At 70.9% G+C, this 23,691-nt stretch carries 22 protein-coding genes; 7 read left to right on the forward strand and 15 right to left on the reverse strand.

Translation table 11 applies throughout. The features are described 5' to 3' along the window. Window positions 1–4 precede the first annotated feature (4 nt). The 3 genes from modA to ABD256_RS02370 are packed head-to-tail and all read right to left on the reverse strand — an operon-like array spanning window position 5 to window position 1,680. On the reverse strand, window positions 5–760 hold the full coding sequence (gene modA / locus ABD256_RS02360; protein WP_344412840.1) for a molybdate ABC transporter substrate-binding protein: 756 nt from the start codon (window positions 758–760) through the stop codon (window positions 5–7). Beyond that, complete coding sequence (locus tag ABD256_RS02365; RefSeq protein WP_344412842.1) at window positions 757–1,161, reverse strand: TOBE domain-containing protein; 405 nt, start codon at window positions 1,159–1,161, stop codon at window positions 757–759. Before ABD256_RS02365 ends, modA begins: the two co-directional genes overlap by 4 nt. Window positions 1,162–1,194: 33 nt before the next feature. Next, window positions 1,195–1,680, reverse strand: a complete 486-nt coding sequence (locus ABD256_RS02370) for a MarR family winged helix-turn-helix transcriptional regulator (RefSeq protein ID WP_344412844.1) — start codon at window positions 1,678–1,680, stop codon at window positions 1,195–1,197. 114 nt (window positions 1,681–1,794) lie between these two features. Between ABD256_RS02370 and moaA the strand changes: the two genes are divergently transcribed. From moaA to ABD256_RS02385, 3 genes are all read left to right on the forward strand, one after another. Beyond that, window positions 1,795–2,859, forward strand: a complete 1,065-nt coding sequence (moaA, locus tag ABD256_RS02375; protein WP_344412846.1) for a GTP 3',8-cyclase MoaA — start codon at window positions 1,795–1,797, stop codon at window positions 2,857–2,859. 4 nt (window positions 2,860–2,863) lie between these two features. Beyond that, complete coding sequence (locus ABD256_RS02380; RefSeq protein ID WP_344412848.1) at window positions 2,864–3,160, forward strand: MoaD/ThiS family protein; 297 nt, start codon at window positions 2,864–2,866, stop codon at window positions 3,158–3,160. Between the two features lie 788 nt (window positions 3,161–3,948). Next, window positions 3,949–4,590, forward strand: a complete 642-nt coding sequence (locus ABD256_RS02385) for a LysM peptidoglycan-binding domain-containing protein (RefSeq protein ID WP_344412850.1) — start codon at window positions 3,949–3,951, stop codon at window positions 4,588–4,590. A gap of 181 nt (window positions 4,591–4,771) precedes the next feature. Here the strand turns inward: ABD256_RS02385 and ABD256_RS02390 are convergent, their stop codons facing one another. From ABD256_RS02390 to ABD256_RS02405, 4 genes are all read right to left on the reverse strand, one after another. Then, entirely contained in the window at window positions 4,772–5,710 is a 939-nt protein-coding gene (locus tag ABD256_RS02390; RefSeq protein WP_344412852.1) for a molybdenum cofactor biosynthesis protein MoaE, read from the reverse strand. After that, window positions 5,707–6,180 carry a cyclic pyranopterin monophosphate synthase MoaC gene (gene moaC / locus ABD256_RS02395; protein WP_344412854.1) on the reverse strand — a complete coding sequence of 158 codons (474 nt, stop codon included), beginning with the start codon at window positions 6,178–6,180 and terminating at the stop codon, window positions 5,707–5,709. Before moaC ends, ABD256_RS02390 begins: the two co-directional genes overlap by 4 nt. Before the next feature lie 25 nt (window positions 6,181–6,205). Beyond that, window positions 6,206–7,606 (reverse strand): NAD-dependent malic enzyme, encoded by a 1,401-nt coding sequence (locus ABD256_RS02400; RefSeq protein WP_344412856.1) that lies wholly within the window; start codon window positions 7,604–7,606, stop codon window positions 6,206–6,208. A gap of 97 nt (window positions 7,607–7,703) precedes the next feature. Next, complete coding sequence (locus ABD256_RS02405) at window positions 7,704–7,880, reverse strand: hypothetical protein (protein ID WP_344412858.1); 177 nt, start codon at window positions 7,878–7,880, stop codon at window positions 7,704–7,706. 110 nt (window positions 7,881–7,990) lie between these two features. On the opposite strand from ABD256_RS02405, the gene ABD256_RS02410 reads away from it, so the two are divergent. Beyond that, window positions 7,991–10,237 (forward strand): helicase-associated domain-containing protein, encoded by a 2,247-nt coding sequence (locus tag ABD256_RS02410; protein WP_344412860.1) that lies wholly within the window; start codon window positions 7,991–7,993, stop codon window positions 10,235–10,237. A gap of 133 nt (window positions 10,238–10,370) precedes the next feature. On the opposite strand, the gene ABD256_RS02415 is transcribed toward ABD256_RS02410, so the two are convergent. The 6 genes from ABD256_RS02415 to ABD256_RS02440 all read right to left on the reverse strand — a co-directional run bounded on the left by ABD256_RS02415 (window position 10,371) and on the right by ABD256_RS02440 (window position 16,661). Next, a complete protein-coding gene (locus ABD256_RS02415; RefSeq protein WP_344412862.1) occupies window positions 10,371–10,856 on the reverse strand; it encodes a DUF742 domain-containing protein in 486 nt (161 codons plus the stop codon). Then, window positions 10,856–11,281 carry a roadblock/LC7 domain-containing protein gene (locus tag ABD256_RS02420; RefSeq protein ID WP_344412864.1) on the reverse strand — a complete coding sequence of 142 codons (426 nt, stop codon included), beginning with the start codon at window positions 11,279–11,281 and terminating at the stop codon, window positions 10,856–10,858. The genes ABD256_RS02415 and ABD256_RS02420 overlap by 1 nt, the downstream gene beginning before the upstream one ends. A 445-nt stretch (window positions 11,282–11,726) precedes the next feature. Continuing rightward, the gene (locus ABD256_RS02425; protein WP_215541364.1) at window positions 11,727–12,335 is read right to left on the reverse strand and encodes a GTP-binding protein; all 609 of its coding nucleotides are present in this window, start codon (window positions 12,333–12,335) and stop codon (window positions 11,727–11,729) included. Next, complete coding sequence (locus ABD256_RS02430) at window positions 12,316–13,050, reverse strand: DUF742 domain-containing protein (RefSeq protein ID WP_344412869.1); 735 nt, start codon at window positions 13,048–13,050, stop codon at window positions 12,316–12,318. Before ABD256_RS02430 ends, ABD256_RS02425 begins: the two co-directional genes overlap by 20 nt. A 27-nt stretch (window positions 13,051–13,077) precedes the next feature. Continuing rightward, on the reverse strand, window positions 13,078–13,530 hold the full coding sequence (locus ABD256_RS02435) for a roadblock/LC7 domain-containing protein (RefSeq protein WP_344412871.1): 453 nt from the start codon (window positions 13,528–13,530) through the stop codon (window positions 13,078–13,080). Further along, the gene (locus ABD256_RS02440) at window positions 13,527–16,661 is read right to left on the reverse strand and encodes a nitrate- and nitrite sensing domain-containing protein (RefSeq protein ID WP_344412873.1); all 3,135 of its coding nucleotides are present in this window, start codon (window positions 16,659–16,661) and stop codon (window positions 13,527–13,529) included. The genes ABD256_RS02435 and ABD256_RS02440 overlap by 4 nt, the downstream gene beginning before the upstream one ends. A 581-nt stretch (window positions 16,662–17,242) precedes the next feature. On the opposite strand from ABD256_RS02440, the gene ABD256_RS02445 reads away from it, so the two are divergent. Genes ABD256_RS02445 through ABD256_RS02455 form a run of 3 tightly spaced genes read left to right on the forward strand, consistent with a single transcriptional unit; the run spans window position 17,243 to window position 19,862 of the window. Continuing rightward, window positions 17,243–18,184: a transporter substrate-binding domain-containing protein gene (locus ABD256_RS02445; RefSeq protein ID WP_344412875.1), complete on the forward strand. Its 942-nt coding sequence runs from the start codon at window positions 17,243–17,245 to the stop codon at window positions 18,182–18,184. A gap of 59 nt (window positions 18,185–18,243) precedes the next feature. Further along, on the forward strand, window positions 18,244–18,888 hold the full coding sequence (locus ABD256_RS02450; RefSeq protein WP_344412877.1) for an amino acid ABC transporter permease: 645 nt from the start codon (window positions 18,244–18,246) through the stop codon (window positions 18,886–18,888). Next, a complete protein-coding gene (locus ABD256_RS02455; RefSeq protein WP_344412881.1) occupies window positions 18,885–19,862 on the forward strand; it encodes an amino acid ABC transporter permease in 978 nt (325 codons plus the stop codon). The genes ABD256_RS02450 and ABD256_RS02455 overlap by 4 nt, the downstream gene beginning before the upstream one ends. Before the next feature lie 91 nt (window positions 19,863–19,953). Here the strand turns inward: ABD256_RS02455 and ABD256_RS02460 are convergent, their stop codons facing one another. Then, complete coding sequence (locus ABD256_RS02460) at window positions 19,954–20,634, reverse strand: copper homeostasis protein CutC (RefSeq protein WP_344412882.1); 681 nt, start codon at window positions 20,632–20,634, stop codon at window positions 19,954–19,956. Further along, entirely contained in the window at window positions 20,631–23,597 is a 2,967-nt protein-coding gene (locus tag ABD256_RS02465) for a sensor histidine kinase (RefSeq protein ID WP_344413465.1), read from the reverse strand. Before ABD256_RS02465 ends, ABD256_RS02460 begins: the two co-directional genes overlap by 4 nt. Between the last annotated feature and the right edge of the window lie 94 nt (window positions 23,598–23,691).

The following is a 23,691-nucleotide window of genomic DNA, read 5'->3' on the forward strand; positions in this document are numbered from 1 at the left end:
GCGGTCAGGACGCCGTGCCAAACCCGACCTTGCCCAGCTCCTGCTTGCCGTCGGCGCCGAAGACGAGGTCGAGGAACTGGCGCGCGAGATCCGGCTGCGGCGCATCCTTGACCACGGCGATCGGGTAGTCGTTGATCGCGTTCGACGCCTCGGGGAAGTCCACCTTGTCGATCTTGCCGCCCGCGGACACGACGTCGCTGACGTAGACCAGGCCCGCGTCGGCGTCGCCGCTCTGCACCTTCGCCTTGACCGCTTTGACGTCCTGCTCCTCGCTGACCGCCTTGACCGCCACCCCGGTGGCCTTCTCGACCTTCTTCTCGGCGGACCCGCACGGCACCTGCGGCGCGCACACGACCACCTTCACCCCTGGCTTGGCGAGGTCCGCGAAGGTTTTGACGCCCTTCGGGTTGCCCGGCGGGACGGCGATGGTCAGCTTGTTGGTCGCGAACACCTTCGGCTGCCCGTCGGCGCGTCCGGCCTTGACGACCTTCTCCATGTTCGGCTGGTCCGCGGAGGCGAACACGTCGGCCTTGGCGCCCTCGTTGATCTGCTGCGCGAGCTTCGACGAGCCGTCGTAGCCGATCTTGACGTCGACCCCGGCGTGCGCCGCCTCGAACTTCTTCTCCAGCGCGCCGAAGGACTCGGTGAGCGAGGCCGCGGCGAAGACGGTCAGCGTCTTGGCCCCGCCGGAACCCGCGTCCGAACCGCAGGCGGCAGCCGTCAGCGCCACTGCGGCGAGCATGGCCGTCATCTTCTTCATCGCGCACCTTCCGGGGTTTCCACCACGACCGTGGTGGCCTTGACGACGGCGACCGCGAGCACGCCCGGCCGCAGCCCGAGTTCCCGCACCGCCTCGGAGCTCATCAGCGACACCACGCGGTGCCCGCCGCACTGCAGCTCGACCTGCGCCATCACCTTGTCCGTGTGCACCTCGGTGACGAGGCCGACGAACCGGTTGCGCGCGGACCGGCCGACCGAGGACGGGTCGTCCGGCGCCGCGGCCTGCGCCCTGGCGAACGCGGCCAGCTCGGCGCCGTCGACGACCTTGCGTCCCGCCGGGTCGTCGTGCGCGCTGAGGTGTCCCGCCCGCACCCATCGGCGGACGGTGTCATCACTCACGCCGAGCAGGTGAGCGGCCTCGGATAACCGAAATTGCGGCATGCCGGGAAGATTAACGCCGCAACTGAGGAAAAGTCACGCGCCGCGTGTGTCCCAGGTCTCGTTGCGAAGGCCTTCGATCATCTCCCGGTGAAAGCGCTCGATGATTTCGCGTTCGGCCGGAGAAAACTTCTCGAGCGTCGAAGCCAGCCCCGTCACGGCCGATTCGAACAGCGGCGCGAAGCGCTCCCGTTCGGCGGGCAGCGACTCGACCAGCACCTTCCGGCGGTCCTGCCGGTCGCGGACGCGCCGGACGAAACCGCCGCGTTCGAGCCGGTCGACGACCCCGGTCACGGCACCGGTGGAAAGGCCGGTGAGCTCGGCGATCCTGCCCGCGGTGAGCGGTTCGCCCGCTTCGTCGAGCAGGTCGAGCGTCCTGCTGTCGGTGCCGGAGATGCCCATCCGCTCGGCGATGCGGGCGCGCCGGAGCGTGGTCAGCGTGCCGGTCCGCCTGCTGAGCTCGGCGAAGCGGGCGAGGACGTCGTCCGATACCGGATAGCTCTTGTCTTCCGCGACGGACATCCGGGAACCCTTTCACGACCGAACCACGGGTGAACACGGCCACTCCCGCGGCTAACGCGAAAACACATTAAGCGAGGGAGCGGATTCCGGGTCGCGCGAGATAGGCTGATGGCAATGACAGCGGTAGATCTCGGGTTTCCTCGCGTCCCCCCAACACGCGGTCCCGCCACCGTGCCCAGGCCGGACACCCCAGGGCTGATCGACTCGTTCGGCAGGGTCGCGACCGATCTGCGGGTCTCGCTGACCGACCGGTGCAACCTGCGCTGCACCTACTGCATGCCGGCCGAAGGGCTCGACTGGATGCCCGGCGAGCAGGTGCTGACCGACGACGAGCTGCTCCGGCTGCTGCGGATCGCGGTCGAACGGCTCGGCGTCACCGACATCCGGCTGACCGGCGGCGAGCCGCTGCTGCGCCCGGGGCTGGAGCGCCTGGTCGGCGAGATCGCCGCGCTGGCACCCCGGCCGCGCCTTTCCATGACGACCAACGGGATCGGGCTCGCCAAGCGCGCGCGGGCACTGGCCGCGGCGGGGCTGGACCGGATCAACGTCTCGCTCGACACCGTCGACGAGGAGACCTTCCGGAACCTCACCCGCAGGGACAGGCTCTCGCACGTGCTCGACGGGCTGGCGGCGGCGAGCGAAGCCGGGCTCGCGCCGGTGAAGGTCAACGCGGTGCTGCTGCGCGGCACGAACGAGCACGAAGCGGCGGATCTGCTGCGGTTCTGCCTCGAACACGGCTACCACCTGCGGTTCATCGAGCAGATGCCGCTCGACGCGCAGCACGGCTGGAACCGCGCCGGGATGGTCACCGCCGAAGAGATCCTCGACGCGCTGCGCGCCGAGTTCACGCTCACCCCGAGCCCGTCGGCACGGGGCGGCGCCCCGGCGGAGCGCTGGCTCGTCGACGGCGGCCCCGGCGACGTCGGCGTGATCGCGTCGGTGACGAGGCCCTTCTGCTCCGCGTGCGAGCGCACCCGGCTCACCGCGGACGGCGCGGTGCGCTCCTGCCTGTTCAGCAACGCCGAAACCGACCTCCGCGCCCTCGTGCGCGCGGGCGCGCGCGAAGAAGAGATAGCGAACGCCTGGCGCCAGACCATGTGGGCCAAGCTCGCCGGGCACGAAATCAACGAGGCCGGCTTCGCGCAGCCGATCCGGCCGATGAGCGCGATCGGCGGCTGAGGCGATGACCACGTCGGCATGGCGGACCGAGGCGGCCACGCCGCACGAGACGACCGCGCTCGTGCGCTACTTCGCCTCCGCGCGCGCGGCCACGGGTGTCGACAGCGAGGTGCTGACGGTGCCCGCGGGGGCGTCGGTGGCCGAAGCGGTGGCGGCGCTGCGCGCGCGGCACGGTGCCGGGCTGGCGACCGTGCTGGACGCGGCGAGCTTCCTCCTGGACGGCATCGCGGTCCGCGACACCGCGATCGCGGTGCCCGACGGCGCGGAGCTGGACGTGCTGCCGCCGTTCGCGGGCGGCTGAAACTCCCGCGGACTTCCCCGTCGCTTGGCGCCGCGTTCACCCGCTGGCCGGTTCGGCGGCCGAAGATGCGGCCCCATGAGGATCTCGCGGCGGCTCACGGCGGCGCTGCCGGGCAATCGCCCGGAGGACGTCCTGCTCGCCCAGCGGTACCGGCCGGCATGCTACGACGGACGCGTCGGCGAGGACGGCGACCTGGGCCCGTGGTCCGATCGCCGGATCGCACCGCTGGTGTCCGGCAGCGGGGAAACGCGGGCGCCGACTACCTCGATACCGATGATCTCGCCGGGCTCGCCGCCTTTCCGAACGGTCGCGAAGGCTCTCGGAACGGCCCCAGGATCTCGCACCAACGGCCCATTCGCTCGCGACACACGTGACCCAGACCTCACGATCAGTGAAATATCTCGAGAAGGAAACGGCCCGGTAACGGGCAGCTGACCTGGAAAAACATCGTGATCGCAGTAGGTTGCGTCTTGTTACTGTGACGTAGGTCACAGCTCGAATAATTTCCGATCACGGTCACAGTTACGTACCGTCGCTTCTCGGTTGGCCCCGACCGACCAGCAAGACCGGGATTCCAGAGCGCCAAGCCCTGTCCGACGGAATCCCGGAACCCGATACCCCGAGCGAAAGAAAACTTCCGGACAGGGACGGAGGGGGACTCCGAACCGCGAGATCCAGGCGGCGACGAGTCTGACCGCCACCGGATACCCACCGGCGGCGATCCGGACCCGAACCCAGGGTTCGCCCGCAGCACAGCTCGCAGGCGCGGAAGCCGAGACAGATCCGAAATGACGTACCGAGGCAAGCACCGCAAGATGTCCGCCGCTTCGAAGACCATCGCCCGCGTCGCTGTCGCGGGCCTGGCCGTCGGCGCCCCTCTCGCTATCGCCGCGACCCCCGCGCAGGCCGATACCACCAACTGGGACGCGATCGCGCAGTGCGAGAGCGGTGGCAACTGGAGCACCAACACCGACAACGGTTACGGCGGTGGTCTGCAGTTCTCGCCGAGCACCTGGAAGGCCTACGGCGGCCAGGGCTCCGCGCACAACGCTTCCCGTGACGAGCAGATCGCCGTAGCCGAGCGCGTCAAGGCCGGCCAGGGCATCGGCGCGTGGCCGGTGTGCGGCAAGGGCAAGGGCGGCTCCGCGAGCCACAAGAGCAGCACGCACTCGGCCCCCAAGACCACCAAGAAGAGCACCGCGACCAAGCAGGCCCCGAAGAAGGCCGCTGCTCCGGCTGCCCCGGCCGCTCCCGCGGTCGGTTCGTCCAACCCCGCCGGTGACTACACCGTCGTGGCGGGCGACACCCTGAGCAAGATCGCGACCGCGCACAACGTGCAGGGCGGGTTCCAGAAGCTCAAGGAGCTGAACTCGAAGTTCATCCCGAACGCCGACCTGATCACGGTCGGTCAGAAGATCGCCACCAAGTGACGCTCTCCTGACAGTGGGACGTAGCTGAAGGGGCCCCACCGCCTATCCCCCGGGCGGTGGGGCCCCTTCGCGTCTCCAAGGCGATTAATCGCGGCACAGGCGACCTCAGGGGCCGCTATGGACCCGCTGATGGCGACTGGATCGTGAAACCTCGCCGCCAGAACCGGTCGAATCGCCCAAATCAGGGCGAATTGACCCACTCGTCGGTGCCGTCCGCGAAGTGCTGGTGCTTCCACACCGGGAGCCGGGCCTTCACTTCGTCGACGAGTTCCGCGCAGGCGGCGAACGCGTCGCCCCGGTGGTCCGCGGCGACCGCGCACGCGAGCGCGACGTCGCCGATCTCCAGCGCGCCGAGCCGGTGGCTCACCGCCACCGCCCGCACGCCGCTGGAGCGCCCCGCCACTTCCGCGACCACCCTCGCCAGCACGTCGCCCGCGCTCGGGTGGCCTTCGTAGTAGAGCGTCCGCACCGTCATCCCGCCGTCGTGGTCGCGGACCACGCCGCCGAAGGTCACCACCGCGCCCGCGGACCGGTCGTCGACCAGGTGCGCGTGCTCGTCGACCGACAGTTGCGCTTCCGTCACCTGTGCCAGCGCGATCCTCGCCGAGGGCCCGCCCTGATCCGCCTGGCGCACGTGGTCGCCGCCGTGCAACTGGTCGACCGCGTGCTCGAGAATCCCGTCGAGCACGGCCAAGCCGTCCCGCACGCCCCCGGTCGAACCGGGCAGGTTCACCACGAACGTGCGGCCCGCGACTCCCGCGACCCCCCGGGACAGCACGGCGGTGGGCACCTCGGGCAGCCCGGCGGCCCTGATCGCGTCCGCGACCCCCGGCAGCGGGTAGTCGAGCACGGCCTCGGTGACCTGCGGCGTCCGGTCCGTCGGCGAGATGCCGGTGCCACCGGTCGTGACGATCACCTCGACCTGCTCGGCGAGGCACGCCCGCAGCGCACGGCCCACCGGCTCGCCGTCCTCGACGACGATCGGCTCTCCCACGTCGTAGGACCGCTCGGCGAGCCACCTCGTGATGATCGGGCCCGTCCGGTCGGCGTAGACGCCGTTCGCGGCGCGGTTGGAGGCGACGACCACCCTCGCCTTGCGGTTCGTGCGAGCGTCGCTCATGCCGGACGCTCCCAGTCCCCCGACTTGCCGCCGATCTTGCGATCGAGGCGGACCCCGTCCATCGTCGCCGCCGGGTCGACGGCCTTGACCATGTCGTGCAGCGCGAGCCCGGCGACCGCGACCGCGGTGAGCGCCTCCATCTCGACCCCGGTCCGGTCGGTCGTCGCCGCGGTCGCGGTGATCCGCACCGAGGACTCGCCCAGTTCGAACGACACGTCGGCCTTGGTGAGCGCGATCTGGTGGCACAGCGGGATCAGGTCGGGGGTCCGCTTCGCGCCCATGATCCCGGCGATCCTCGCGGTGGCGAGCGCGTCGCCCTTCGGCAGGCCGTCGGCGGCCAGCAGCCGCAGCACCTCCGCGGTGGTGCGCAGCGTGCCGCTGGCGACCGCGGTCCGCGACGTGGCCTGCTTCCCGGAAACGTCCACCATGCGGGCCGCGCCCGCCGCGTCGACGTGGCTCAGTTCGCTCACGGATCGAGGCTAGTCCGGGCGCCGGTCACGACCGCGCGCCGGTGTCCTTCACCGCGGTCTGCTTGACGGCCTCGGCGACCGCGGGCGCGACCGCGTTGTCGAAGACGCTCGGCACGATGAACGAGGCGTTGAGCCTGCCCCCGTCGACCACGTCGGCGATCGCGTCGGCGGCGGCGAGCAGCATCTCGTCGTCGATGTGCCGCGCCTGCGCGTCGAGCAGGCCGCGGAACACGCCGGGGAACGCGAGCACGTTGTTGATCTGGTTCGGGTAGTCGCTGCGGCCGGTGGCGACGACCGCGGCGTGGCGCTGCGCCTCCAGCGGGTCGACCTCCGGGTCGGGGTTGGCCAGCGCGAACACGACGGCGTCGGAGTTCATCGTGGCGACCTGCTCGGCCCCGAACAGGTTCGGCGCGGAGACCCCGATGAACACGTCCGCCCCGGCGAGCGCCTCGTGCAGCGTGCCGGTCACGTTGTGCTTGTTGGTGCGCTCGGCGATCGACCGCAGGTTGTCGTCGAGGTTGCCGCGCCCGGAGTGCACGATGCCGTCGATGTCGGCGGCCACGATGTCACCGGGGTTCTTGCGCAGCAGCAGCCGGATGATCGCCGAGCCGGCCGCGCCGGTGCCGCTCACCACGATCTTGCAGTCCTCGATGGACTTGCCGACCACGCGCAGCGCGTTGCGCAGCGCGGCGACCACGACGATCGCGGTGCCGTGCTGGTCGTCGTGGAACACCGGGATGTCGAGCAGCTCGCGCAGCCTGGCCTCGATCTCGAAGCAGCGCGGCGCCGCGATGTCCTCGAGGTTGATCCCCGCGTACACCGGGGCCAGCGCCTTGACGGTGCGGATGATCTCCTCGGTGTCCTGGGTGTCCAGGCACACCGGCCACGCGTCGACCCCGGCGAACTTCTTGAACAGCGCCGCCTTGCCCTCCATCACCGGCAGCGCGGCGGCGGGCCCGATGTTGCCGAGGCCGAGCACCGCGGAGCCGTCGGTCACCACGGCGACGGTGTTGCGCTTGATGGTCAGGCGCCGTGCGTCGTCGGGGTTGGCCGCGATCGCCTGGCACACCCTGGCCACGCCGGGCGTGTAGGCGCGGGAGAGATCGTCACGGTTGCGGAGCGCGACCTTGGGCGAGACCTCGATCTTGCCGCCGAGGTGGATCAGGAAGGTCCGGTCGGAGATCTTGCGGACCTTGACGCCGTCCATCGCGTCGAGCGCTTCGGTGATGTCCTGCGCGTGATCGGCGGACAGCACGTTGGCGCTGATGTCGACCACGATCGCGTCGGTGTGCGACTCCACGACGTCGAACGCGGTGAGCACGCCGCCCACCCTGCCGACCGCGCTGGTCAGGTCGCCTGCGGCGGTCGCCGACGAGGGCGCCTCCACACGGACTGTGATCGAATATCCTGGCCCGGGAACCGGCATGAGAGCTACCCCGCAAACGACGCGCGACTAAGACCCGGAGAACATTAGTCCGGTGACGCGGGACACCCCTGACCTGCCGTGATACCCGCCGGTAACCCTATTTGTTGATCTCGGTCTCGGGGTGCACGTAGGGCACGGCGTCGAGCGGGAACGCCAGGCTGCCGAACGGGGACAGCGCGCCCTGGCGGTCGGAGGCCAGTTCCGACACCGGGTGCTCGCCGTCCTCGGCGTGCGGCCAGGTGGGGTCGATCCGGTCCTTCTTCACCTTCGCCACGTAGTCCTCCTGGTCCTCCTGCAGCCTGCGATCGTTCCGGCACCAGTGTGCCCGACCAGGGTTTCCCCGGCGCACCCAACCCGCCGGTGCCAGGGCTATCCTCGGTGGCGATGCCCGCGACCTCACTTGCGGACTGGCTGCGCTCGGTGTCCGACGACGCGCTGGCCGCGCTGCTGCGGTCACGACGCGATCTGGCGACACCCCCGCCCTCCGACACGACCGTGCTGGCCACCAGGGCCGGTGCACCAGGCTCGGTCTCGCGCGCCTGCGAAAACCTCGACACCTTCGCGCTCGCCGTGCTCGACGCGCTCGTGCTGGCCGGCGCCGACACCGAAGCGGTCACCCTCGACGACATCGCGGGGCTCGTCGGCGCGCCGGTGCGCGCCGCCGTCGACCTGCTGCGCGAGCGCGCGATCGCCTGGGGCGACGACGAAAACCTCCGCGTGCTGCCCGCGGCCAAGGAGGTCGCCGGGAGCTACCCCGCCGGACTGGGGGCGCCCTCGGCCGCGCTCGACGGTGCCGACGTGGCGGCGCTGATCGCGGAAACCGGCGAGGACGAACGCGCCCTGCTGAACACTCTCGCCGCGGGCCCTCCGATCGGACGCACCCGCGACGCCGCGACGACGCTGCCGCTCGACCAGGCCGTGACGCCGGTACAGCGCCTGCTCGCCCGCGGCCTGCTGACGCGCCGGGACGGCGGAACGGTCGAACTCCCCCGCCAGGCCGGGATCGCGCTGCGCGGCGGTCACGCGTTCAGCGAAGAGACGCTCGTCGAGCCCGAACTGCCGCTCAACCCGCACCAGCCGTCCACTGTGGACCAGACCGCGGCCGGGGAGGCGCTCGAGTTCGTCCGCGTGCTGGAGACCCTGCTCACGGCGTGGTCGCGGACGCCGCCGCCGGTGCTCAAGGCCGGCGGGCTCGGCGTCCGCGAGCTCCGGAAGCTGGCGCGCGATCTCGATGTCGACGAGACGAGGGCGATCCTGCTGGCCGAGCTCGCCGTTGGCTCGGGGCTCGTCGCGGACAGCCAGACGACCAGCCCGGAATGGGTGCCGACGACGCTGACCGACTCGTGGCTGGCCTCGGCACCGGCGCAGCGGTGGATCACCGTGGCGCAGGCGTGGCTGGACCTGCCGCGCCTGCCGGGGCTCGCGGGCCAGCGCGACGCCAAGGACCGCCCGCTCGCGCCGCTGGCGGAGGACCTCCGCCGCCCGCTCGCCCCGGCGACGCGACGGCGGGTGCTGCGCACGCTGGCGGACCTGCCGCGGGGCTGTGGCGTGAAGAGCCCCGACGAGCTCGTGCGGGTGCTGGCGTGGCGGGCGCCGCGGCGTGGCGGCAGGCTGCGCGACGAGATCGTCCGCTGGACGATGGCGGAGGCGACCGCGGTGGGCATGGTCGCGCTCGGCGCGCTCACCACCGCCGCGGGCGCGCTGCTGGAGGACGACCGGGCGACCGCGCTCAGCGAGATGGGCGACGCGCTGCCGAAGCCCGTCGACCAGGTCCTCGTGCAGGCCGATCTCACCGTCGTCGCGCCCGGCCCGCTCGAAGCCGAGCTGGCCGCCGAGATCCAGGCCGTCGCCGACATCGAGTCCGCGGGGCACGCGACGGTCTACCGCGTGACCGAGACCTCGGTGCGGCGCGCGCTCGACACCGGGCGCACCGCGGGCGAACTCCACGAGCTGTTCTCGACGCGGTCGGCGACCCCGGTGCCGCAGTCGCTGACCTACCTGATCGACGACGTGGCGAGGCGGCACGGGCGGCTGCGCGGCGGCGTCGCCGGGTGCTTCCTGCGCTGCGACGACGAGGTGCTGGTCGCCGAGGTCCTCGCCCACGCGGGCGCCGGCGACCTGGAGCTCCGCAAGATCGCGCCGACCGTGCTGATCAGCCCGTTGCCGCTGGCCGAGGTCCTCGACGGGTTGCGGGCGGCCGGGTTCGCGCCCGCCGCCGAGGGCCCGGACGGCACGGTGTTCGACCTGCGCCCGAGCGGCAGGCGGGTGCCGGCGCGGGCACGTCCGGCGCGGCGCGTGGTCACGCCGGAGCCCGGTTTCGCGCCGGAGCAGCTGACCGCCGTGCTCGCACACCTGCGCGCGGGCGACAAGGCCGCGGGCAGCAGGCGCGGCGCCGCGGTCCGGCTGCCCGGCGGCGGTGGCGCGGACACGTCGTCGACGCTCGCGCTGCTGACGAAGGCGACCCTGGAACGGCGCCAGGTCTGGATCGGCTTCGTCGATTCCCACGGCACGGCGACGCAGCGGGTGGTCACGCCGGTCCGGGTCGGCGGCGGGGTCGTCGAAGGCTCGGACCAGGAGCGCTACCCGCTGCACCGGATCACCTCCGCCGCCCTCGTCGAAGACGACATTTAGCCCGCTAAACGCACGCCAGCGCCCCGGGCTCGGCGGAGTGCGGTTAGCCCGCTAAACGCATCGGGCGGACCCGGGGCGGGAAGCGGGCGTGCTGGCGACGTTTAGCCCGCTAAACGCAGGCCAGCGGGGTGGGTCAGAGGGAGCGCAGGCCGTCCAGGACGCGTTCCATGAACTCGCGGGACGAGCGGTCCCCGAACATGAGGCCCGGCTGGTGGATGAGGACCAGGCCCGCTTCGGCCATGTCGCCGACGAAGACCTTCACGACGCCGAGTGGCAGCGCGAGGCTGGCGGCGATCTCGGCGACCGAGCGGGTGTCGACGCACAGGTCCGCGATCTTGCGGTGCTCCGCGGGCGCCGAGCTGGGCAGGCCCCTGCCCAGCTCACTGGTCGACACCAGCGCTTCGAGTGCGAGGTCGGCGCCGGAGCGGGTGCGGCCGCCGGTGCGGGTGTAGGGCCGCACCATCGACCGGTGCCGCACGGGCGCGCGCTCGGTCAGCACGGCGGCGTTGCCGCGCAGTTCGAACCGGTTCGGCGGATCGCCGCCGAGGTCGCCCGCGACGAGGCCAGCGGGGCCAGCGGGGCCAGCGGGGCCACTGTGGTCGGGACGCGGCGCCCTCATCAGCGGCTGCCCACGTGGCCCTGCAGCTGCGAGCGTAGCTCCGGGGTGAGCTGCTGGCCGACGCGGTCGACGAGCAGCGTCATCTCGTAGGCGACGGTGCCGATGTCGCAGTTGGGCGCGGCCAGCACGGTGAGGCACGAGCCGTCGCTGATCGACATCAGGAAGAGGTACCCGCGCTCCATCTCGACCACGGTCTGGTTGACCGAACCCGCGTCGAAGCAGCGGGCGGCGCCGTAGGTGAGGCTGACGAGCCCGGACGCGACCGCGGACAGCTGGTCCGCCCTGTCCTTCGGGAGCCCTTCGGACATGGAGAGCATCAACCCGTCGGCGGAGACGACGACGGCGTGCGCGGCGCCGGGGACCCTGCGCACGAAATCCGTGATGAGCCAGCCGAAGCTGCCTGGCTGGTGTTCCACCGACGTCACGGTCCCTCCTGTGGTTCCCCGCCCCGCGCTCCCCGGTGCCCGGGGGAGCTGGCTGCCAGCGTATTACCCGAAGCCGGACTGTCGAGTGGGCACAAGGGATCAACATCGCCACGATGGGTCACATTGACCTTGCTCATCGCGATAACACGTGTTCAACAGGGCACAGCGACAGTCGTAAGAACACTCTCAGTACGTCACCCGATCGAGTGGATCTGCGCAGGTCATCAAGTCATCGGCGAGACATTCTGGATTAATCGCGCACTGAACCCCGCGAAAACACCCCTGCACTGAGTCACGATCAGGGACCACTGCCCGAAGCGGGTGAAGCTGACCGAGTTCACTCCAACGGCCGCATCCACCCGGCCCAATTCTTGTGGCGCTCACCACAGGACACGAAACGGGCCACCGGCGCGCCGCGCCGGTGGCCCGTCAGGAGTAGCGGGGGTCAGCCTGCCTGGAGCGCGCTGTCGCGCGAGATGGCGTGCTGGACGACCGAAATCAGGACCTGCTTCGCGGACTCGCGCTCGCGCGCGTCGCACGCCATGATCGGCACCGACGGCGAGATGGTCAGCGCGTGCCGGACGTCGTCGATCTGGTGGTGCAGGAGCCGGTCGAAGCAGTTGATCGCGACCACGTAGGGCAGGTTGCGGTTCTCGAAGAAGTCGATCGACGGGAACGCGTCCGACAGCCTGCGGGTGTCGACCAGCACCACCGCGCCGATCGCGCCGAGCGCCAGGTCGTCCCACATGAACCAGAACCGGTGCTGGCCCGGCGTGCCGAACATGTACAGCACGATGTCCGAATCGAGCGTGATCCGGCCGAAGTCCATGGCGACCGTGGTGGTCGTCTTGTTCGGTGTCGCGGACAGGTCGTCCACCGACGCGCTGGCCTCGGTCATCGAGGCCTCCGTGGTCAGCGGATCGATCTCCGAGACCGCGCCGACCAGCGTGGTCTTGCCGGAACCGAATCCGCCTGCCACCACGATCTTGGCCGACGAAGTCGGTCCAGCGGCAGCCGACGTGTTCGCGTCGGAGTCAAATTCTCCGAAGCCCACTGAGCACCCTTTCCATGAACTCGATACTCGGCCGGTCGCCCACCGCGGAGGTCGCGGAGTGCACCAGGACCAGGCCCATCCCGGCAACGTCACCAATCAACACCCGCACCACACCGAGCGGCAACCTCAAATAGGCCGCCACCTCGGCCACCGAACGGGTGTCGAGACACAGATCGCAGATGGACCGGTGCTCCGGCACGGGCACCCTGTCGAGCACCCTGCCGCGTTCGCTCGTGGAGATGAGCGCTTCGATCGCGAGGTCGTAGGTCGGCCTCGTCCTGCCCTTGGTCCGGAAGTACGGCCGGACCAGCCCCGAAGTCTCCTCCGGGACCTCCTGCTGCGCGGGCACCGGCAGCAGCGGACCGGAGTCCTGCCGCTGCCCGCCGAACGCGGCGAAATCGGCCGGGTCCGGTGGCAGGCTGTCACCCCTGCCGCCGAACAGCTCCGATCCCGGACCGCTGAGCAGCCGGTCCCGGAAGTCGCCGACGTCGTACTCGGCGGGCCCGGTGCCCTCCATCGGGTCCGAGGAACGCAGCCAGGCCGCGGTGTCCGATTCGGCTTCGCCGCCCCCGGTCGCGCCGCGGCGCGACCGCCATTCCCGGTCGACGCGCTCCCGGAAGGTCTGCCAGTCCTCGCCCGCCTTGGCGTTGTCGACCTGATCGGGCCACCGGTCGTCGCCGAGCCGCCCGTCACCTCGTGATCGCCCCGAGTCCACGCCAGTTCCTCCGTGCCGTGCGCGCGCCTAGGGGCGCGCGGCTCCTTGCAACTGGGCGCGCAGCTCCGGCGTCAGCTGCTGTCCGACCCGGTCGACCAGCAGCGTCATCTCGTAGACCACCAGCCCGATGTCGCTGTCCGGGGAGCCGAGCACCGCGAGGCACGACCCGTCCGAAATCGACATCAGGAACATGAAGCCGTTCGCCATCTCGACGACCGTCTGCGCGACAGCCCCGCCCTCGAACACCTTGGCCGCGCCGCGGGCGAGGCTGGTGAGCCCCGACGACACAGCGGCGAGTTGGTCCGCTCTGTCCTTCGGCAGCCCGCGGGAGGCCGCGAGGAGCAGCCCGTCGGCCGAGACCACCACAGCGTGCGCCGCGCCAGGAACGCGGTGCACGAAGTCCGTGATGAGCCATGCGAAACCACCCGGCTGCCCATGCTGCTTCGGCGCGCCTGGCTGCATTGCGCCAGCCCGTGTCACTCCTCACTCCTCACTGCCGTGCCGGGCGGGAAGTGCTGCTCCCCGCCGCTGACCGAAACGCCTTCTTCTTCGTGGCCTTCGGCCGTCTTCTCGTGCAGAGCGTGCCGTCCGGTGGTGTACCCGCGTTGGAAGCTCACCATCCGGTTGCGCGCGGCCGACGCCGACCGCGCGATGGCACCCTGGCCAGGCTGACCCACCGTGGTGTCGCGGAAGGCGTCCGCCTCACCAGTGTTCACCGAGCCCGGGACCAAGTATGCGTTGGGCACCCGTTTGGGCAGCCCGGCCGTCGTCACTTCCTCGTTCTTCTGCTCGAGGAGTGATTGTGCGGCCTGCCAGCCGTCGTCGGAGGCGCTGTGCCAAGAGTCACTCGACAAGTGGTCCACAGCCACCTCCTCCGGTTCGGACAGCGGTGCTTCGTAGCCGCCGTCCGCTTCCGGCTCGGCCGTGGCCTGCTCCGCCGCGACCGGGTCCTGCCGCTCCTCCGGAGCGGACGATCCGCCTGCCTCTTCTTCGCTGAACCACCGCGACAGCACCGACTGGTAGATCGGCAGCCTCCTGGTCGGCACGTCGTCGTCTAGCGCGCTGCTCTCCTCCGTGCGCTCCGGCTCCGGCGCCGGTGGCTCCGGCGCGACGTAGCGCGGCTCACGCTTCGGCAGCGCGAGCGAGAACTGCGTGGTCTCGCCCGCGGCCTGCCCGGTGGCGCCGTTGCCGTTCCCGGCGTGGCCAAGCCCATTCTGGCCGACGGAGGGCTCCTCCGCCGCCTGTCCGGGGCTGAGGAACGGTCCCGCCGCGCTCTGCGCCCCGCCGACCAGGTCGTCGAGGCTGATCGGCTGGTCGAGCGGGCGCAGCTCGCCGGGTTCGGCGAGCGACCTGTTCGACGGCGGCGGGGTCGGCGCGGGCTCGGGCTCCGGCCTCGACGGCGGCGGTGGCGTCAGCGACGAGACCGACGGCAGCGACGACATCGACGAAAGCGAGGAGGCCGAAGACGGACCGCCCGACGACAGCGTGTTCACCGGCGGCAGGCTCGGCGACGAGGTCTCCTGGCGTGACGGCGGGCGCGGCCGGCTGTCCGCGGTGACCGGGCCGAGCAGCTCGGCCGGCACCACGATCCTGGCGATGATGCCGCCTTCGATGTCCTCGTTCTCGCGCAGCCGCACCTCGATGCCGTGCCGCTGGGCCAGCCGCGCGACCACGTAGAGACCCATCCGCCTCGTCACCGAGACGTCCAGGTCCGGCGGGTCGGCGAGGCGGAGGTTGGCCTCCCCGACCTGGTCGGCGGACATCCCGACACCGCGGTCGGTGATCTGGATCGCGAGGGCCTTCTTCCTCGTCACCACGGCACGGACGCTGACCTTCGTCTCCGGCTCGGAGAAGTAGGTCGCGTTGTCGAGCAGTTCGGCGAGCACGTGCACGAGGTCGTGCACGGTCAGCCCGCGAACCGCGACCTCGGGGATGACGCCGACCTCGACGCGGGCGTACTGCTCGATCTCGGACACCGCGGCGCCGATGACGTCGGCGGCGGGCACCGGCTTCGGCACCGACTTCGCGAGCCCGGCACCGGAGAGCACCAGCAGGCTTTCACCGTTGCGGCGGAGCCGGGTGGCGAGGTGGTCCAGCTCGAACAGGCTCGCGAGGTGATCGGGGTCCTGCTCGTCGGCCTCCAGCCGGTCGATGACGCCGAGCTGGCGTTCCACCAGCCGCTGCGACCGGCGGGAGAGGTTCACGAAGATGCCGTTGACGTTCTCGCGCAGCATGGCCTGTTCGGCGGCCAGCCGGACGGCCTGCGCGTTGACCTGGTCGAACGCGCGGGCGACCTCGCCGATCTCCTCGGTGGTGTGCACCGGGAGCGGGGCGATCGCGCCGTGCACCGCGGCGGCGGGGTCCGATTCGCCCATGATCCGGTCGACGGCCTGGGGCAGCTCGTGCTCGGCGACGTCGATCGCGCCGTACCGCAGCTTGCGCAGCGGTCGCAGCAGCGAGCGGCCGACGACGAACATCAGCAGCAGCGCGACCAGCAGCCCGGCCACGATGATCGCGGACGTGATCAGCACGCTCGTCCGCTCCTGGCTGACCAGCCCGCCGGTGTAGCTCGCTTCCTCGGCCAGCAGATCGCTCTCGACCTGCTGGAACTTGTCCAGCGTCGCGGCCGAGGTGTCGGCGACCAGCTTCGGGTCGACGCCGAGCGGGGCGTCGGCCTGCGCGCGCAGCAGCGCGAGCTGCTGGATCTGGAAGCGCTGGGAGACCTGGTCACCGGAAAGCGTGTTGGAGTACAGCAGCCTCGCTTCCGGCGTGGCCGCCCCGCTGAACCGGTCGATCGCGGCGATCAGGTTCGCCTGCGCGGTGTTGATGTTGGGGAGCTCGTTCGACTCGAACTTGTCCAGGATCGCGCCGTACCGCAGGTAGGTGTTCTGCTGGGCGGAGTACTCCTTGGCGTCCGAGAGGAACGTCAGTGCCTCGTGCCGGTTCTGCAGCCCCTTGTCGGTGACGTCGGACCCGAACTCGTCGCCGACCTTGAGCAGCGCGTCGATGACCGCGCCGTAGGCCTGCTGCGCGGCGAGCGGGATGAACGACGGGTCGCCGGCGGAGACGCGCAGGGTGTCGAGGCCGTCGAGCCGGGTCAGCGCCTGCTGGTACTTCTGCGTCGTGCTGTCGTCGTCGATGTCCGCGACGTCGTCGGAGGCGTCCCTGACCGAGGACGCGGCCGTGGACGACTCCCTGATCCGCTGGTCGAGGTCGCCGCGGTCGCCGCGGCTGGTGGCGATCCACGCCGCCATCGAGTCCCGCTCGGTCTGGAGCTTCTGGATCGCGTTCGCGGTCTTCTGCGTCAGCTCGACCCGCTTTTCGGCGCGGTCGTAGACGTCGATGTTCGCAAAGCCGTCGTAGACCCTGAGACCCGCGAGGAACAGCGCGGCCACCGTGGGGACGACGAACACGGTGATGAGCTTCCGCCGGACTCGCCAGTTGGAGAGTCCCTTGGTCGGCCGCGTACCGCCGTCGTCCGATCTGCGCGTGGGCCGTGCCTCGGAAATCCGGTCAGGTCCGATCGAGTCGTCGTGCTCGATTTCCGCGGCACGATCATCCGCCGAGGACACCGCATTGCGAGCGGGCTCCCCACTCGCGAACTGGGGCACCGAAGACTTCCTTCCCGTTCGAGGCTCAGCATTGTTTCCATCGGGCTTCCGCGAACAAGGCAGCCGGTGGCATGTCCCCTTCGACTCGATCGCTACCCGAGCGACCAGTCCGTCAGGCCGCAGGTCACCTGATTGGGGGCGAGGGTATCGACTACCGCCGAGAAAAGAAAGCAGTGGGTGCCGTTGTCCATACCATCGACGGATGCCTGTGCGGATGCACGTGAAACCGGCTGTTCGTCTCCCGGCTACCTACTCACCAGTTCTGCTCTCACCTGTACCAACACCATCGGATGACATGCCGAGGGGCGGTCGGACGGTCAGGTGGGGCACACCTTCTGGCGGTGGGGTCACACCTTCTTGAACGAAGGACAACGATCCGGCTGTGCTCGCTTGACGACGCCGGGTGGACTAGTCCATTCTTCGCGCGACGGCCATGATCAGTCACCCGATCGCGGTAGGGGCCGGTTGCCATGCGCACCGTGAGTAGTCGAGTATCGCTGGTCAGTCGAACACCCAAGCCGGTCGAGAGACCGGCGGCCGCCACCTCCCCAAGACTGGATCAAGGACGGAACGAGGCCCACATGAGCTTGGCGTCATCGACGCGCAGAAGGATCGCGGCGCTCGGCGCGGTCCTCACCATCGGAGCGGTGTCCGCCTGCTCCGGCGGTGACAACGCGGTGCCGGGCGGCACCGGCCAGCAGCAGCAGGTCGCGCAGAGCCTCATCGACCGCGCCCCGGTCGCCTCCGACGCGGAGCTGGCCTCGAGCCCGACCGCGCAGGCCATCAAGAAGCGCGGTGAGCTGGTCGTCGGCAGCGTGCTCGACACCCCGCTGCTGTCCCAGCAGAACCCGACCACCGGCGAGGCCGAGGGTTTCGACGCGCTGACGAGCAAGATGCTCGCCAAGTACATCATTGGCGACCCGAACCGCAAGATCGTCAACGGTACACCGCAGACCCGTGAGGCGCTCCTGATCAACGGGACCGTCGACACGGTGTTCATGGCGTACGGCATCAAGCCGGAGCGCGCGGCGAAGGTCGGCTTCGCCGGGCCATACTTCAACTCCGGCACCGCGATCGCCACGCTGAAGTCCAACAACGACATCACCAAGGCGTCGGACCTCAACGGCAAGAAGGTGCTCATCCTCTCCGGGTCGAGCGCGGCCGAAGAGCTCAAGACGGTGGCCCCGCACACCGCCAGCATCCAGCAGTTCCAGAACACCCAGGAGGCCGTGCAGGCGCTCGAGCAGGGCAGGGGTGACGCGTTCGCCAGTGACGTGGTCGCGCTCGCCGGTGCCGCCTACACCGACGACAAGATCAAGGTCGCCGACTCGCGGGTGTTCGTCCCGGAGGCCGAGGGCATCGGCATCAAGCACGGCGACGACACGTTCAAGAAGTTCATCAACGACTGGCTGAAGAAGATCCAGGACACCAAGCTCTGGCAGGAGGCGTACAAGGAGACGTTCGGCAAGGCACTGCCGACCGTGCCGGAGCCGCCGAAGATCGGCAGCGTTCCCGGAACCTGACGCGCTTTCCCTGCCCGGGGCGTGCCCCGGGCGCACCTCCTCCTTCTTGACAGGGCGTAATGAGTCAACTGACCGAGTCCCTCGGTGATTTCGGCGACGGCCTGCTGACCACCGTGGAACTGGCCGGCGCCTCCTTCCTCGGCGCCGTCGTGGTGGCCCTCGTGGTGGTCACCTGCCGGATCGTCCCGGTGCGGCCGTTGCGCCTGTTCGGCACCGCGTACGTGGAACTGTTCCAAAGCATCCCCTTGCTGCTCTGGCTGGCGCTGGTGTTCTTCGCGCTGCCGGAGATCGGCGTCGAGTTCAGCGGCTTCGCGAGCGTGGTGCTGGCTTCTTCGCTGTACCAAGGCTCCTACTACGCCGAGGCCATCCGCACCGGCGTGAACTCGGTGTCGAAGGGGCAGGCGGAAGCCGCGCGCGCACTGGGCATGAGCACCCGGCAGCTGCTCACCACCATCGTGCTGCCGCAGGCGTTCCGCACGACCGTCCAGCCGCTGACGAACGTCACCATCACGCTCGTGCTGGAGACCGCGCTCGCCGCGACGGTGGGTCTGCTCGACCTGACCGAGGCGGCGAACCGGATCAACTTCCGCACCGCGGAGCCGATTCTCGTCTACACCGGCGCCGGGCTCTGCTACGCGGCGATGGCGGTGGTGATCTCCACGATCGGCGGCAGGCTGGAGCGGAAGATGGTGATCCACCGATGAGTTCCAGTGATTTCCTCTTCGACGTCCCGGGTCCCCGTGCGAAGCGGCGGATCAGGATCGCCACCGTCGCTTCGGTTCTCGTCGGCGCCGCACTGCTCGTGCTGGCGCTCGTGCAGTTCGGGAGTCACGGCCAGCTCGCGTTCGGCCGGTGGCGCCCGCTCGGCACCTGGCCGATCATCAGCTACCTCCTGCAGGGCCTCGGCGGCACCGCGCTCGCCGCGGCACTGTCCACTGTGCTCGCCGGCGCGCTCGGCCTGCTGCTGGCGTTCGCCAGGGTGTCCGGGCCGCGCCCGGTCGCCTTCCTCGCCAGGGCGTACATGGAAGTGATCCGGGTGCTCCCCGGACTGCTGCTGATCTACGTGGTGCTGTTCGCGCTGCCGCCGCTCGGGCTGGAGATGTCTCCACTGTGGATGGTCGTCACCGCGATCACGGTGTACCGGGCGACCCAGTTCGGCGAGATCTTCCGCAGCGGCATCCTTTCGCTCGACCGCGGCCAGGGCGAGGCGGCGCTCGCGCTCGGGATGAGCAAGTCGGGCGCCATGCGGCACGTGATCTTCCCGCAGGCGCTGCGGCGCGTGACGCCGTCACTGGTCGGGCAGCTCGCCGGGATCGTCAAGGACACCGCGTTCGGCTACCTGGTCAGCTACGCGGACCTGCTCTTCCTCGGCAAGACGCTGTCCAACTACAACCACCTGCTGATCCAGACCTACCTGGTGATCGCGCTCGTCTACTTCCTGGTCAACTTCGGGCTTTCCCGGCTCGCGCGGTGGCTGGAAGCGCGGGAACGCCGCAGCGGCCGCTCCGCGGTGCTCGCGACCGACCCGGACGAGGATCTCGTGGTGCCGCCGGTGCCGGGTGCCGAGCACGAGCCGGAGGCGGAGCTGGCCGCGGCCGACGCCGCCGAATGGGAGCTCGCCGAAGAGGTCGAACGACTCGACGAGATCCCCCAGCGCACCAAGCTGGACGGACGTTAGCCCCGCGCTTCACGCGGCGTCGGATTCCCCGGGCTCCTTCGGGGAATCCGACGCCGGCGAGCCGGTGCCCGCTTCCCGTGCCCAGCCCTGGCTAGGCGGTCAGGGCAGCCCAGCGGCGGACGGCCGCCACGTCGACGGGTTCGTCCCAGCCCGCGGTGCGGACCCCGCTGCCGACGTGGAACGCGTCGAGACCGGCCTCGCGCAGCGCGGGGATCTGTTCGGCGCGCAGGCCCCCGCCGACGAGCACTCGCGGGCCCGCCTCGCGGACGGCGAGCTTGCGCAGCAGGTCGGCCCCCGCCGCGACACCGCTCGCGTGCCCCGCGGTCAGCACCGTGTCGCAGCCGAGGTCGACCAGTGCGGCGTGCGCGGCCAGCACGTCGCGCGCGTGGTCGACCGCGCGGTGGAAGGTCCACTTGAGCCCGGCCAGCTCATCGGCCAGCGCGCGGCACGCGCCGACGTCGATCGCGCCGTCTTCGGTCAGGAACCCGAAGACGAACTCGCGGGCGCCCGCGTCGGCGAGGCGTTTCGCGGTGTCCGTCAGGGTCGCGAGGTCCCGCGGCCGGAACGAAGCGCCATCACGCAGCATCACGCGCACCGGCAGATCCGTCGCCGCGAGCACGGCTTCGACCACCGAGTCCGGCGGGGTCAGCCCATCGCTGGCCATGTCGGTGACGAGCTCGAGCCGATCCGCACCGCCTGCTTCGGCGTGCTCGGCGTCGCGCGGTCCGAGCGCGATCACCTCCAGCAGCGTGGCCTTCGCGCCCTGCGTCATTCGCGCTCCGTTTCCGTCCTGGCGTGCCTGCCACGCCTGGTGCCATTCTGCAGGCTCGCCATCCGGACCCGCACCGCGTCCGCCGCGCGGGAAACCACCGGCTTGTCGTCCGAATCGCGGTACTCCGCGTAGTCGTCGGCGTCCGGCCAGCGGGGTTCCGGCTCGGGCGCGTGCCTCGGCGACGGCGGTTCTTCGGCCCGGCGGCGCGCGTGATCGGCGTGCACGCGGGGTTCCGGCGGGAAGTCCTGGGCCGGCCGCGACCGCTCCGGCCATTGGGGCTCCGGCCACTGGGGCTCCTGCCATTGGGGCTCGGACGCGGGCGGTTCGAGCGCGAGCGGGTCGGTGGGGACCGGCTCGGTCAGCACGGGCCCGGTGGTGGCCTCCTCCAGGGCGGGCTCGGTCCAGGCGGGACCGGGCCAGTCCGGTTCCGGCTCGGGCTTCCGGGGCTCCGGCCACCGCGGCTCCGGCCAGTCCGGCTCCGGTTCCGGTTCGCTCGGCCGCCCGATCGGTTCGCGGCCGGGCTCCTCCGGCCACGCCGGTACCGGCTCCGGCCAGGCGACCTCCGGCCAGTCGACGGCGCCCTCGGCCGGGGGCGCCGGCCACGCCCCCGGACGCGGTTCGGGCACGGGTTCCGGCGCGGGCTCCCGCTCCGGCACGGGTTCGGGCTCCGGCTCCCACAGGCCCCAGCTCGGCGCCGGTTCCGGACCGGCGACCGGCAGATCGGGCACGCGCTGCTCGGCGGCGGCGAACCACTGCTCGAGCAGGTCCTGGTAGGCGGGCATCCGCTCGGTCGGCTCATCGGGGTCGTACTGGTGCGGCTCGGCGTCCGGCCACGACGGCGCCTGCTCCTCCTCCACCGGTGCCCTGCGGGGCGGCAGCGGCTCGCTGAACACGGGCAGCGACGGCAGGTCCTGGGGCATCGGGAGCCCGGCCGGCGCGTCCGGGGTCAGCACGGTCGACACCGCGACGGGCTCCGGCGCCGCCAGCTCCGGCGACGGCAGCCCCGCGGCGGGCATGCCGATCAGCAGCGACGGCGGCACGATCACGGTCGCGGCCAGCCCGCCGCCGTCGGCGGCCGCGAGCCGGACGGTGATCTTGTGCCGCTTCGCGAGCTGCGACACCACGTACAGGCCCATCCGCCGGGACACCTCGACGTCCACTTCGGGCGGTTCGGCGAGCCTGGCGTTGGCGCGCGCGATCTCCGGGTCCGGCATGCCCGCGCCGCGGTCGGTGATGAGCACGTGCCACGACCCGTCCGGCGCGATCGTGCCGTACACCGTGACAACGGTGTCCTCGCCCGAATACAGCGTCGCGTTTTCGAGCAGTTCGGATATCACGTGCACGAGATCGCTCGCCGGTTCGCCGCGGACCTGGAGATCCGGCACGCCGAGCAGTTCGATGCGCTGGTAGTGCTCGACCTCGGACAGCGCGGCGCCGACGATCTCCTCGGCGGCGACCGGGCCCGGCGCGATGCGGTCGAGCTCGGTGCCGGAGAGCACCAGCAGGTTTTCGCTGTTGCGGCGCATCCTGGTCGCGAGGTGGTCGAGTTCGAACAGGCCGCCGAGGGTGTCGGCGTCCTGTTCATCCGCTTCCATCCGGTCGAGCACCGAAAGCTGGCGCTCGACGAGGTTTTGGCTTCGCCGCGAGAGGTTCACGAACATCGAATTGACGTTTTCGCGCAGCAGCGCCTGTTCACCCGCGAGCCGGACCGCTTCCCCGTGCACGGCGTCGAACGCGCGCGCCACCTGTCCCAGCTCCTCGCGGGTGAACACCGGAACCGGCGCCACGCCACGGTTTCGCGCGCCTTCGGGGCGCGGGTCGGCGAGGATGTCCTGCACCGCCTCCGGCAGCCGGTGCTCGGCGACTTCGAGCGCGCTGCCCCGCAGGACGCGCAGGGGGCGCAGCAGCGAACGCGCGATGATCACGGCGAGCGCGGCGGCGAGCAGGAGCGCGCCCAGCACGACCCCGCCGTCCACCAGCGCCGAAGTGCGCGCCTGCGCGGCGAGGGTGTCGGTGTGCGCCTGCGTCTGCGCTTGCATCGCGTCGGCGACCTTGCGCGCCAGGTTGACGGTGTAGGTGGCCGCGGTGTCCCAGCGCGCCGGGTCGAGACCGGCCAGCCCCTGGTCGTTCTGCGTGCGGGTGAGCGCCGACTCGACCATGTCGTTGCCGATGTCGACGATCAGCCCGATCACCGTGTCGTCGTACATCCGCTGCTGGTCCGGGCTGGCGAACTTGCGGAAGTCGTTGCGCGCGGCGGAAAGTTCCGCGTCGGCGCCGAGCAGCGCCCTGGTGCCCTCCGGTGAGAGCGCGCCCTGCTCGAGCGCCTGCGCGAGCACCGCGCGCTTGATCGACATCTGGTCCTTCACGCGCGCCAGCGCGTTGGCGGCCAGCCGGAGCCGCGCCAGGTCCGGATCTGTAATCCCGGTGACAGCTTGATCGTTCATGTCGAGCAGACCGGAGATCAGCTCGCTGTAGGAGCGCAGCACGGCGTCGGCGGGGTAGGCCGAGTGCTCGCCGGCGAACCGGAGTCCGGTCAGCACCCCGAGCCGGGATTCCGTCTGCCGCAACGCGGTTACCGCCTGCGACGGCAGTTTTGGCGCCTGCGCGCCGATTTCCTTGGAGAACGCGGCCGAAGCGGCGTCCACCCGGTCACGCTGCGCGTGCAGTTCGCCCGGGTCGGCTTTCCGTCCACCCGCGACGAACCGGACCGTCAGGTCCCGTTCGCGCTGGAGCTGGTGCACGACCTCGGCGGTGGTCCCGTCGACCCTGCCCCGCGCGGCCAGCTCGGCGAGCTGGTCGGCGTGGTCGAGGTCCTGTTTGGCGTGCAGCCCGGCGAGCACGACGACGGTGACCGCGGGAATGAGCAGCACGGCAAGGAGTTTCGTGCGCAGGCGCCAGTTGCGCAGGCGCCACCGCCCACCTGCTCCGGCAACTGCACTTGCATCGTGCGACGCGTCCGACATCTCGTCGTCGCGGGGACGACTACGCCGACGGGCCACAGACTTCCTTCTCCAAACACGGTGCGAGCACGATTGAGCGCGCTCCGAAACCTACTGG

It is taken from the genome of Amycolatopsis minnesotensis (assembly GCF_039529815.1).
GTDB lineage: Bacteria > Actinomycetota > Actinomycetes > Mycobacteriales > Pseudonocardiaceae > Amycolatopsis > Amycolatopsis minnesotensis.